Origin of the sequence: Leuconostoc garlicum (genome assembly GCF_001998805.1) — a bacterium.
GTDB classification, from domain to species: domain Bacteria; phylum Bacillota; class Bacilli; order Lactobacillales; family Lactobacillaceae; genus Leuconostoc; species Leuconostoc lactis.
The window spans coordinates 295,189-307,500 of sequence record NZ_CP016329.1 but is presented as its reverse complement, the minus strand read 5'-3'; the positions used below and the strand labels follow the sequence as shown (position 1 = coordinate 307,500).

The following is a 12,312-nucleotide window of genomic DNA, read 5'->3' as shown; positions in this document are numbered from 1 at the left end:
GTGAACAAACCGCTGGTGTACCAGTTGTTCCGCCAGGAGCATCGCTGGGTAGCTATGTTTGGATGAGATAAACGCTGAAAGCATCTAAGTGTGAAACTCGCCTCGAGATGAGATTTCCCATTCTTTATGAAGTAAGACCCCTTAGAGATGATGAGGTAGATAGGCTAGAAGTGGAAGTACAGTGATGTATGTAGCGGACTAGTACTAATAGGTCGAGGACTTAACCAAAGTCTAGTACAGGAATGTACAACAAGCAAGATTATGAGTGGTTCAATTTAAAAGAAGAATTTGATACTATTTAGTTTTGAGTGAATAACTCAAAGGTGTCGTGTCGATAGCATAGAGGACACACCTGTTCCCATTCCGAACACAGAAGTTAAGCTCTATCACGCCGAAAGTAGTTGCCGGATCGCTGGCTGCGAGGATAGGAAGATGCGATGCCGTACATAGGAAGTGCTCTGAGAAGAGTGCTTTTGCTTTATATAAAGAGAGAGAACGGAAGATTTCGGAGAGGTGTCCGAGTCTGGCCGAAGGAGCATGGTTGGAAACCATGTAAGCAAGGAATTGTTTCGAGGGTTCGAATCCCTTCCTCTCCATATGGACGCTTAGCTCAGCTGGGAGAGCACCTGCCTTACAAGCAGGGGGTCACAGGTTCGATCCCTGTAGCGTCCATTGGTCGCATGGTCTAGCTGGTTAGGACGCCTGCCTGTCACGCAGGAGATCGCGGGTTCGAGCCCCGCTGTGACCGCTAATTACTGACAAACATGAACAATCCAGTGTTATGTAAGGTGCGATTCCTTACCATGTTATATCAGCGTTTAGCTGAGATTTATAAATGTAGGGATATAGTTAAACGGTAGAATAGCGGTCTCCAAAACCGTTGATGGGGGTTCGATTCCCTCTATCCCTGCCATGGCGGTAGTGGTGAAGTGGTTAACACACTGGTTTGTGGATCCAGCATGCGAGGGTTCGATCCCCTTCTACCGCCCTAATAAGCCAGTAGGGTTTATATTATGCCGTTGTGGCGGAATTGGCAGACGCGCTGGACTCAAAATCCAGTGGTGGCAACACCGTGTGGGTTCGACTCCCACCGACGGCATCGCAAAAGCAGTATCATGATGATACTGCTTTTTATTTTTGTATTGATTATTAACACTGTTAAGATCTGCTTGCTACTTGGTGAATGGTGGACATTTTGTTACAATAGGAATATGATAATTGGTATTGGAAATGATACAGAATCCATTAGTCGCGTTGGGCAAATTGTAACACGTCAAGAAAATTTTATGACGACAATTTTGACTGATGCAGAACGTCGCCAGGCAAGTGAACGTCATGGTAAACACTATCATGAATTCGTTGCCGGGCGTTTTTCTGCGAAGGAAGCTTTTTCAAAAGCTACTGGCTACGGTATTGGCACTAAAGTCCATTGGCACGATATTGAGATTTTAAACGAGGAAAATGGGCGACCGGTTATGCTGGTTAAAAATTTCCCATATACGATACACGTGGCGATTACGCATAGTGGTGATTTCGTCAATACAGTCGTTGTGATTGAACGGCTAACAATCTGGGAAAGAGTGAGCTTAAAGCTATTTCCGAAACGTGGAGTTTTGTCATGACAAATAGTAATGAGTTGCTAATGATGCGGCCATCGTGGCTGACAGTCGACTTAGCAGCGATACAATATAATGCCAAACAGATTATGGCGCATGCTGGCGCCACGCGTCTAATTGCTGTAGTCAAAGCTGATGCCTATGGTCACGGCGCAGTAGCAGTGACGACTGCGTTGTATGAAATTGGAGTACGTGACTTTGCCGTAGCCACGATTGCTGAAGGCGTGGCATTACGTCAGCAAGTACCATACGATGATTTTAATATTGTCCTACTAGGCGTTCAAGACGTGCAATATGTGCCAGTGATGGTGTCACAGCGGTTGACACCGGCTGTTGGGACTTTGGCATGGTTATATGAGGCTGAACAGTTGCTTAGCTCAGACGATCAGCTCATGATCCAATTAGCAGTTGATACAGGAATGGGACGCATGGGGGCCCACTCTGAGGCAGCGTTGCAGGAAATGTATGATAAGGTGTTAAATACTCCAAGTTTGCAACTGAGTGGCGTCTTTACCCACTTTGCAACAGCTGATGATACCAATCAAACCTATTATGATCAACAAGTGACGAATTTTAACGCTTGGGTAACTGCTGTTGGGATTCCAAAACAATATTGGCATCTAGCAAATTCAGGGTCTGCCTTGTGGCATCATGATCAAATTGAGACTGGCACAATTCGGGTCGGTTCGGTGCTGTATGGCTATAATCCAGGTGCACCAGAATTACCTATGCCAGTAGCACTTAAAAATGTATTGTCGTTAAAGTCACGAATTGGGGCGGTTCACCAATTACAAGCAGGTGAATCAGTCAGTTATGGCGCGACTTATACAGCGACAGAACCGCAATGGGTTGCGACTTTACCCATTGGGTATGCTGACGGTTATCTTCGACGAATGGGTGGGATGACTGTATTAGTTAATGGTCATGCAGAAAAAGTGATTGGGCGCGTGACGATGGATCAAATTGTAATTACCTTAGATCGTGACTATCCAGTGGGAACAGTGGTGACCTTAATTGGTCAAGATGGTGATGCTGAAATCACGGTCGAAGACTTTGCCCAGTATGCACAGACAATTCCGCATGAGATTTTAACAACTTTTGGACCGAGATTACCAAGAATTTATCAATGAAAAGCGCTATGAGCGCGTACATAGTAAGTGAGAATAATAATGAAAGAAGCCTATCAAACAGTGGTACGTGGTGATGTATTCTATGCTGATCTGAAGCAAGGTATTGGTTCCGAACAGTCTGGTGTACGGCCAGTACTTATCGTGCAAAATGACGTGGGGAATGCTAATTCGCCAACAACGATTGTTGTCGCTATCACGTCACAAATTTCTAAACCAAAATTACCCACGCATGTCTTGCTACCGGCACATTTAGGTGGCATTAAACGTGATTCCGTGATTTTAGCTGAACAGTTGCGAACAATTGATAAGCGACGATTACGTGATAAAATTGCGCATCTTAACGCTAATTCACACGAAATGCAACAAGTTGCCCAAGCCTTACGGATTAGTATCGGGATTAAGTAATGGTGGTCACTCGCTGGTAAATAAAGGAGTTGCTGTGGCAGCGAAAAGAATTGCATGGTTAGATTTTGCCAAAGGCGTCACCATCTTTTTGGTGGTCATTGTTCATGTTGTTGAAGGTGTGTATAAAACAGGACAATTTCCAGCACAACAAAATATTTCGACCAATATCATGGGGGTCTTATTTACAGTTGTGATGCCAGTTTTTTTTGCGTTATCTGGCTATGTTTATACACCGCCGCAAAATGGCCAACAATATATTATCGGTATCGGGAAAAAACTCGTGAATCTCGGAGTGCCATATGTCATTTTTTCAGTGCTTTATGTCTGTTTGCAGCACGGGTCACAGGCTGTACATCATCTGAACTCATGGCAAGATTTAGCACATATTTATGCGCTACCTATCGGCTATCTCTGGTATTTGTATGTGTTGTTTTTTGTGTATGGGGTTGTCGGCTTACTGACATTATTGCGTTTATCGCGCCTTATCCAAGGCATCAGTTATAGTTTATTTTTGTGGCTTGCCGTCACGCATACGACAGCATTGCCTTATGCTTTAACGGGCGTTTTGATGTGGACGAGCAGTTTTTATATCGGCTATGTCTTCAAGCAACGCCCGACCTGGTTGACACATTGGTTAACCGTCAGTTTGAGTGGTCTCTTGTTTGTTGGTGGGTTAGCTTGGCAAATGCACCAAGGGCATGATTGGTTTACGACCGATATGATGACGACAACTGATGTCTGGGCTAAATTGGCTAGTGTGCCACTATTTCTTTTTTTGTATCAAAAAAATCGTGGTGGGTTTGTGAGTCGATACTTTACAACGTATGGGCGGTATTCACTGATTATCTATTTGGTGCACGCACCGATGGCTTCGATTGGGCGAGTACTCCTGCTAAAACTAGGTGTTAACTACTATGCGTTGTTGCTAGTGTTGTTGGTTACTTTTGCCTGGGGAACCAGCCTCATGGTGATTTATGGGACGAGAAAATGGCCGCTACTAAATGCAGTGTTTAATCCGGTAGCCTATATACGTCAAATAGCGTCACCTAAGCAGGGACTTGACGAACAGCTGAAATTCTAGTAAGATAATGCTTATCTTAGAGGATTAAGCAAATACATGCCCAGAGAGCTGATGGTGCTGTGAATCAGTCATGTTAATGCCCAAGGTTGCTAAGTGTTAACAAGTTGAATAATAAGAGTGGCTGATTATTGTGTTAAAAACAGACGATCAGCAATACAGGTGGTACCACGGTGAAAATCGTCCTAATATTATTTTTAGGACGATTTTTTTGTATCATCAACAAAAGGAGAATACTATGCGCGACATTGATATGTCAACAAAATATGACCCAACGGCTGTTGAAGCAGGCCGTTATGACCATTGGCAAGAAAAAAAGTTATTTGCACCAGAATCTAACAAAGCCATTCAGGGACAAGAACCAGAACCTTATGCCATTGTAATCCCACCCCCAAATGTCACGGGGAAGTTGCATTTGGGTCATGCTTGGGATACAACGCTGCAAGACATGATTATTCGTCAAAAGAAAATGCAAGGGTTGGATGTATTGTGGTTGCCTGGTATGGATCATGCCGGTATTGCTACGCAAGCCAAAGTGGAACAACGTTTGCGTGGTGAAGGTTTCTCACGCTATGACTTGGGCCGTGAAAAGTTTGTCGAACAAGTCTGGGACTGGAAGAATGAATACGCAGCCACGATTAAGCAACAATGGGGTAAGATGGGGCTGTCACTCGACTTTGACCGCGAACGTTTTACGTTAGATGAGGGCTTGAACAAGGCTGTCAACAAAGTCTTTATTGACCTTTATAATAAAGGCTTAATCTATCGTGGTGAATATATCATTAACTGGGATCCACAAGCACGAACAGCTTTATCGGATATCGAAGTTATTTATCAAGATGATGAAGGCGCATTCTATCACGTGAAGTATCCATTCACTGATGGGACAACATTTGATGGCAAAGATTACATCGAAATTGCCACAACACGACCAGAAACGATGTTTGGTGATGTGGCTGTGGCCGTTCATCCAAGTGATGAGCGTTATAAGGACCTAATTGGCAAGACAGTCATGGTGCCACTTGTCGGCCGTGAAATTCCAATTATTGCCGATGAATACGTTGAAAAAGACTTTGGGACTGGGATGGTTAAAATCACGCCCGCGCACGATCCAAATGATTTCCAAGTGGGTAACCGCCATGATCTGGAACGGATCAACACGATGACTGATGATGGCCATTTGAACGAATTGGCTGGCCCATACAATGGGATGGAACGCTTTGAAGCACGTCAAGCGATTGTGGCAGATCTGGAAGCTGGTGACTACATGTTAAATGTTGAACCAATTGTGCACTCCGTTGGTCATTCTGAACGGACTGGTGTGCCGGTTGAATCACGCTTATCAACGCAATGGTTTGTGAAAATGGCGCCATTGGCTGAACAAGCGTTGGCAATGCAACAAAATCCGGATGAAAAAGTTGAATTTATCCCAGCACGTTTTGAAGATACCTTTACGCGTTGGATGGAAAACATTCGCGATTGGGTCATCTCACGTCAACTTTGGTGGGGACACCAAATTCCGGCTTGGTACAAGCATAAGGGCACTGACCAAGAAGAAATCTACGTGGGTACGGAAGCGCCTGAAGGCGAAGGTTGGGAACGTGACCCAGATGTCTTAGACACTTGGTTTAGTTCAGCCTTGTGGCCATTTTCAACGATGGGTTGGCCAGAAGATACGACTGGTGATTATGCCCGTTATTATCCAACCAACACGTTGGTAACGGGTTATGACATCATTTTCTTCTGGGTAGCCCGGATGATGTTCCAAGGAAAAGAATTTACTGGTCAACGGCCATTTAAAAATGTCTTGATTCACGGTTTAATTCGTGATGGTGAGGGCCGTAAAATGTCAAAATCATTGGGCAACGGTGTTGACCCAATGGACGTGATTGAAAAGTATGGTGCCGATGCGTTGCGTTGGTTCTTGGCAACCGGTTCAACGCCAGGGCAAGATGTGCGTTTCACGTATGACAAGATGGACGCTGCCTGGAACTTTATCAATAAGATTTGGAATGCTTCCCGCTATGTCATCATGAATTTGTCAGAAGATACCCCATCAACATTACCTGATTTGGACAAGTTAACGCTGGCTGATCAATGGATTTTGTCACGTTTGAACACGACCGTTGAAAATGTGACCCGTAACTTTGACAAGTTTGAATTTGGTGAAGCTGGCCGTGAATTGTATAACTTTATCTGGTCAGACTTTGCCGATTGGTATATTGAAATGACAAAGGAAACGTTGAACGGTGACGGGGATAAGGCGCCAGTACAACAAACATTGGCCTATGTCCTTGACCAAACATTACGTCTTTTGCAACCGATTATGCCATTTGTCACGGAAGCCATTTGGCAAGAAATGCCAGCTCAAGCGGGTCAAAACGCGGACTTCTCTGTGACCCGTTACCCAGTTGTCCACGAAGAATTAACGAATGTGGCGGCTGAAAAAGCCTTTAAGTCATTGCAAGACTTGATTGTGGCAGTACGTAATATTCGTTCAGAAGCCAATGCACCAATGTCAACAGAAATTGACTTGTTGATTAAGACAGCAGATGCTGGCTTGGTGCAGATTTTCCAAGATAACGCGGACTATATCAATCGTTTTGCGCATCCAAAGTCATTAACGATTGGTGCCGATATTGTCGCACCAGACTTGGCGATGTCACAAGTTATTTCAGGGGCCGAAATTTATGTGCCATTAGCTGAATTGATTGACATTGATGAAGAAATTGCGCGTTTGTCAGGTGAAGTGAAGAAGTTCACTGGCGAAGTAAAGCGTGCTGAAGGCAAGTTAGGCAATGAGAAATTTGTCAACTCAGCGCCGGAAGCCGTTGTTGCCGCTGAACGAGAAAAGCTAGCCGATTGGCAAGCAAAGTTAGCTGCGACACAAGAACGTTTACAAGCCTTACAGGCAACTAAGTAAACCATTAAAGAGTCAGTTCAGATTTCTGAACTGACTTTTTGGTTGGTGACTTGATAGAGACAGGATAAAGCCTATGACAATGACTGTTATTTCCGATCCTGATCATCCGCAGTACGATCAACTCACGCAAGTAGATGATCTTGATGCGGCCACACTTTGGGCACTACAAGCACGTGCCCGTCAACAACAAAAGGGACTCATAGCGTCTGTTGCTAATCCAATCAGTCGGGGATTTTTGGCTGATAATGGATTTGAAAGTGTGAGTCAAACCTATGTTGCGACATTAAATATTCGAGATTTTTCTGGCGAACCGGTGGTGCCGGTGGCTGATTTAGACAGTGATTTACAAACAGAACTCGTCCTATTATTGCGTGATCATTATGAACGCACGCATCGTTTCAATCCACCAGTAGCAAACGTTGACTATGACAAATGGCTCTTTGGTCATCAAGATTTTGATCCTGAGTATAGTATTGTGAGATTGGCAAAACAACATGTGGTTGCCGCAATATTAGTCTTTAAAGCTGGTGAAGATTATGAACTCCAATGGACATTTGGGGATGATGTCACGACGTTACACGAGTTGTGGCGGGATTTATTAGGTATTTTACCCGTTGGCAGTCGGTTACAGGCTGTGTTTGAATCAACGGATGTTTTAGCGATGAGTGTTTATGAGATGTTTAACTGGCATAATACGCAATCAGTTCAGACAACGATGATATGGCATGATACGGCAAACAACTTGCGTATTATATAAAATCCGCTACAATAATATAAGTATAAAAAGAGGGTGTAACGTGGTAACGTTTGTCAATGTGACGACCAATAGGTCTGAATTTGATAAATGATATGTCCCGTTACAGCTGTTTAGAGGGGAAATAACGATGCCCGGAAGTAAAATATTAGCAAGTGCGCATTATGTCCCAAATGATATTGTGACGAATGATGATCTTGCTGAAATTATGGATACAAGTGATGATTGGATTCAATCACACACAGGGATTAAAACACGACATATTTCATTACAAGGTGAAAATACCAGTGATTTGGCCACAAAAGCGGCAGAACGCGCATTGGCTAAAACGTCGCTGACGGCAGCAGACATTGATTTAATTATTGTCACGACGTTTACACCGGATGGTTTAGCGCCATCGACTGCTGCTTTAGTGCAGCGTAATTTAAAAGCGGAGAATGCCTGGGCGTATGACATTATGACCGCTTGTGCTGGTTTTGTTTTCGGACTCAGTACTGCAGATAAGTTTATGCGTTCGGGGATGTATCGTAATGCCTTGGTGATTTCAGCTGAAGTCAATTCTAAAATGATGGATTTTACTGACCGAACAAGCACGGTCTTTTTTGGTGACGGTGCAGGCGCTGTGGTGTTGACAGCTGTTGCGGATGATGGTGTGGTTGCCGGTGAAGAGATGCACACAATTGGAGATGCCGATGTGGTCCATTCGGGTCGCATCGCCCCTTTGAAGACATTGTCAGCTGACAATTATCCAAAAATTGACGCTTTTTCACAAATGGGGCGCGCGGTTTATGATGAAGTCACAACCCGCATTCCACAACATATTCGTCATTTTTTGGCCGGCCACGACTTAACGCCAGCGGATGTGGATTATTTTATTCCGCACCAAGCGAATTTGCGTTTGATTGAATACATTGCCAATGCCCTTGATGAACCAATGGCGAAATTTGCGACAAACGTGGTGCATAACGGGAACACATCGTCAGCAGGGATTGCCATTGGGTTAGATGAACTCAATCAAGCAGTTGATCTTACCGGTAAGCGCGTGTTATTAACTGGATTTGGCGCTGGGTTCACCTATGGTAGCTTACTTTTGGAATTTTAAAGAAAAGGTTAAGACGCCTAATAAATTAAAAGATTAAAAAAACACCGTAATCGGATCAAAAATGAACCGAATTATGGTGTTTTTTTGTCCAAAAAGGCACGCAAAATTTGAATTTTAGGGGCGATAAATGTTGGTATCATAGGGTTTTTCGGCGTTTGTAATGATTCTGTAACAAAGTTACATGATTGATAAATTTGATCAATATTGGCGTTATACTCGACAGTTATACTAGTAAATGTTCTTAAGATTTGTATAAAGACAAATCTAAAAATTAATAATTATAATGAAATCTAAATCTTTGGAGTAAATATCGCAATGGTTAACAAATTAAAGAAAACAATGTTGGCAACAGCTGCAGGTGTTGCAGCACTTGTTGGCGGTCACGCTGCTGCTTCAGCTGATACAGTGGAAGTTAAGGCAGGCGACACTTTGAGTGGTATTGCTCAAGCAAATAACACAACAACAGATGAATTAGCTAAGACAAACAATATTAGTGATCAAAATTTGATTATTGCCGGACAAACATTGACAGTTGCTGACACAAAGCCAGCAGCGATTTCAGCTGATGGCACAACTTATACTGTGCAAGCTGGTGATTCATTGTCAAAGGTTGCCGAACACACAGGTGTGAATGTGGCGACACTTAAGGCATTGAACGGTTTGTCAGCAACTGATTTGATCGTGACTGGTCAAACATTGGCATTGAAAGCAGCGCCAGCAGCAACTGCACCAACAGTAACGGCAGCTGAACAAGCGCAAGATTTGACATACATCGCTGCTGCCGACGCTAACAAAGACAGCTTCATGTCACTTGACGAATACAACACATTTAAGGCAAATGGTGGTGATGTGAATCAAACAGCTGCCAAGCCAGTCGAAACAGTGACAGTTCCTGAAAACGTGGCTTACATCGCTGCCGCTGATACAAACAAGGATGGCTTCATGTCAGCTGCTGAATACCAAGCTTACCAAGCTAACGGTGGCGCAGCAGCGGCTGCCGCACAATCACAACAAGCAGCACCAGTAGTTAGTGTTCCTGAAAACGTGACTTACATCGCTGCCGCTGATACAAACAAGGATGGCTTCATGTCAGCTGCTGAATACCAAGCTTACCAAGCTAATGGTGGCGCAGCAGCCGCTGCTGCACAACCACAACAAGCAGCGCCAGCAGCAGCTAGTGTGCCTGAAAATGTGACTTACATTGCTGCTGCTGACACAAATAAAGACGGCTTCATGTCAGCTGCTGAATACCAAGCTTATAAGGCTAATGGTGGCGCAACGGCTACACCTGCACAACCAGCTGCCCGTGTGACAAACGTTTCAACACAACAAGCAGCGTCACCAGTCGCTTCTTCAGCTGCTCAAACGATTTTGAACTCATTGAACGCAAAGCGTGCAGCGCTTGGTTTGGCGCCTGTTCGTTTGGATGCTGGTTTGTCAGCGCGTGCCCAAGCGCGTGCCCAAAATGCAGTTGACAATGGTGGTTTACCTGTGAATCATTTCGGTACAAATGGTGAAGTTGTTGCCATTGGTTGGAGTGCTGGTACCGTGATCAACGCTTGGTATAACGAAACCAACATGACCACAAATGGTACACCTGGACACAAAATGTGGGTTGCTAACGCACGTGCCTCAGCTGTTGGCTTTGGTATTGTGGGTAACACAATTGTCGGTGTATCTGACGCCGGTCAATATTAATATATGACGCATGGCTAATAATTGGCTAGATATCGCACTAACGCAGTTGGGGAAAACATACCAGTCCTCAGGTGCGTTTGTTGCTTTTGTCATGAACACGTCCAACATCAAAGCTGATGGTCAAACGGGTCATTGGTCACAAGACTTGAATGATTTGCTTTATGATGTGTATGAACTCAATACCGTTGAAAATACACGACCAGGCGATTTACTGTTCTGGGGAATTCCTGAACAGCCTTATAGTGTTGGCATCTATGTTGGCGGCAGCCATTACATTGCTGTTGATGAAAATGACGCCCAGGTTAAGATTCAGACGCTGAATCAGAGTTGGTATCCGACATTTGCTGGCACAGTGCTTTAGATTTGATTTGAAACCAAAAAGAAATGTAATTGTCACAAAAGACATTTAAAACACTTTTTTGTGACATGTTTGTGTTCTTGATAACGAAGTGAAAAGAATGCACAACATCTACGTTATGCTAATTTGGTACACTTATCATTGTCGAGAAGACCTCAAACAATGATACTTAATCAAGTCTTTAACTTTTAAGGAGTTACCTATATTATGAAAACATCTACTATGCTTAAATCTGCTGTTGCTGCCGGCGCATTTGCTGTTGCTGGTGTGGCAACTGCCAATGCTGATACAATTACTGTTCAAGCTGGTGACACATTATCAAAGTTAGCACGTGCAAATGGCACAACTGTTGATGCCTTAGCAAAGGCCAACGGTATTTCAAATCCTAACTTGATTTTTGTTGGGCAACAATTACAAACTGAAGGGACTGCTAACGCTTCAGCGCCAGCCCAACCGGCTGCAACGCAACCTGCAGTTTCAGCCCCAGCAGCATCTGCTAATGGGACTTATACAGTGAAGGCTGGCGACACATTGAACCATATCGCCGCTGCTAACGGCACGTCAGTTGCCGCACTTGCTGCTGCTAACGGTATTCAAAACATTAACTTGATCGCGGTTGGTCAAGTATTGAAGTTGTCTGCTGATGCAACTGCCCCTGCAGCAGCACCTGCTCAACCAGCTGCGCCAGCGCAAACACAACAAGCAGCGCCAGCTGCTTCTGGTAGTGTCCCTGATGATGTGAAGTACATTGCAGCGGCTGATACAAACCGTGATGGCTTTATGACAGCTGCTGAATACTTGGCTTATCAAGCTAATGGTGGCACAACTGCACCAGCAGCACCAGCAGCACCAGCAGCACCACAAGTAACGCAAGTTTCAACAGCTGGTAACTCAGCTGCAGCAACGATGTTGAATTCATTGAACGCATTGCGTGCGTCATTGGGACTACGTCCAGTAACTTTGGATGCTGGTTTGTCAGCGCAAGCACAATCACGTGCCTACAACGCTGTTGCAAATGGTGGCTTGCCAACAAACCACTTCCGCACAAATGGTGAAGTCGTTGCTATCGGTTTTGGTTTTAATCAAGTAATCAGTGCTTGGTATAACGAAACGGGCATGACCACAGTTAATGGTTTGCCAGGTCATCGTATGTGGGTCACTAATCCAAGCGCAACAGCAGTTGGTTTTGGTGTTGTTGGTGGCACAATTGTTGCCGTATCTAACGTTGGTCAGTTCTAATATAATTTT

Annotated in this window: 10 protein-coding genes, 6 tRNA genes and 2 rRNA genes (1 of these 18 only partly in view); all 18 read left to right on the top strand. The window is 44.3% G+C overall.

Annotation, left to right across the window (positions count from 1 at the left end; translation table 11 throughout):
• Positions 1-228 (top strand): 23S ribosomal RNA (locus A9176_RS01555); it begins 2,683 nt to the left of the window's first position.
• 96 nt (positions 229-324) lie between these two features.
• A 5S ribosomal RNA gene (gene rrf / locus A9176_RS01550) occupies positions 325-441 on the top strand.
• 66 nt (positions 442-507) lie between these two features.
• A tRNA-Ser gene (locus A9176_RS01545) sits at positions 508-596 on the top strand.
• A 3-nt stretch (positions 597-599) separates the two neighbouring features.
• Positions 600-672 (top strand) — tRNA-Val (locus A9176_RS01540).
• A 2-nt stretch (positions 673-674) separates the two neighbouring features.
• Positions 675-748: transfer RNA gene (locus A9176_RS01535), tRNA-Asp, on the top strand.
• 91 nt (positions 749-839) lie between these two features.
• Positions 840-913, top strand: a tRNA-Trp gene (locus A9176_RS01530).
• Positions 914-915: 2 nt separating this feature from the next.
• Positions 916-988 (top strand) — tRNA-His (locus A9176_RS01525).
• 27 nt (positions 989-1,015) lie between these two features.
• Positions 1,016-1,099: transfer RNA gene (locus tag A9176_RS01520), tRNA-Leu, on the top strand.
• 112 nt (positions 1,100-1,211) lie between these two features.
• Positions 1,212-1,622 carry a holo-ACP synthase gene (gene acpS, locus A9176_RS01515; RefSeq protein ID WP_077281956.1) on the top strand — a complete coding sequence of 137 codons (411 nt, stop codon included), beginning with the start codon at positions 1,212-1,214 and terminating at the stop codon, positions 1,620-1,622.
• Positions 1,619-2,746: an alanine racemase gene (gene alr, locus A9176_RS01510; protein ID WP_077281955.1), complete on the top strand. Its 1,128-nt coding sequence runs from the start codon at positions 1,619-1,621 to the stop codon at positions 2,744-2,746. Before acpS ends, alr begins: the two co-directional genes overlap by 4 nt.
• A 39-nt stretch (positions 2,747-2,785) precedes the next feature.
• The gene (locus A9176_RS01505; protein ID WP_029510310.1) at positions 2,786-3,151 is read left to right on the top strand and encodes a type II toxin-antitoxin system PemK/MazF family toxin; all 366 of its coding nucleotides are present in this window, start codon (positions 2,786-2,788) and stop codon (positions 3,149-3,151) included.
• Between the two features lie 34 nt (positions 3,152-3,185).
• Positions 3,186-4,232, top strand: a complete 1,047-nt coding sequence (locus A9176_RS01500) for an acyltransferase family protein (protein WP_077281954.1) — start codon at positions 3,186-3,188, stop codon at positions 4,230-4,232.
• A 235-nt stretch (positions 4,233-4,467) separates the two neighbouring features.
• Complete coding sequence (locus A9176_RS01495; RefSeq protein WP_077281953.1) at positions 4,468-7,152, top strand: valine--tRNA ligase; 2,685 nt, start codon at positions 4,468-4,470, stop codon at positions 7,150-7,152.
• Positions 7,153-7,225: 73 nt separating this feature from the next.
• Positions 7,226-7,909 (top strand): hypothetical protein, encoded by a 684-nt coding sequence (locus A9176_RS01490; protein ID WP_029510305.1) that lies wholly within the window; start codon positions 7,226-7,228, stop codon positions 7,907-7,909.
• A gap of 127 nt (positions 7,910-8,036) precedes the next feature.
• Positions 8,037-9,008, top strand: a complete 972-nt coding sequence (locus tag A9176_RS01485; protein ID WP_029510304.1) for a beta-ketoacyl-ACP synthase III — start codon at positions 8,037-8,039, stop codon at positions 9,006-9,008.
• A gap of 315 nt (positions 9,009-9,323) precedes the next feature.
• A complete protein-coding gene (locus A9176_RS01480; protein WP_077281952.1) occupies positions 9,324-10,706 on the top strand; it encodes a LysM peptidoglycan-binding domain-containing protein in 1,383 nt (460 codons plus the stop codon).
• Positions 10,707-10,716: 10 nt separating this feature from the next.
• Positions 10,717-11,067, top strand: coding sequence for an NlpC/P60 family protein (locus tag A9176_RS01475; protein WP_077281951.1), 351 nt, complete (start codon positions 10,717-10,719; stop codon positions 11,065-11,067).
• 204 nt (positions 11,068-11,271) lie between these two features.
• Positions 11,272-12,303, top strand: a complete 1,032-nt coding sequence (locus tag A9176_RS01470) for a LysM peptidoglycan-binding domain-containing protein (RefSeq protein WP_077281950.1) — start codon at positions 11,272-11,274, stop codon at positions 12,301-12,303.
• Positions 12,304-12,312: the final 9 nt, after the last annotated feature.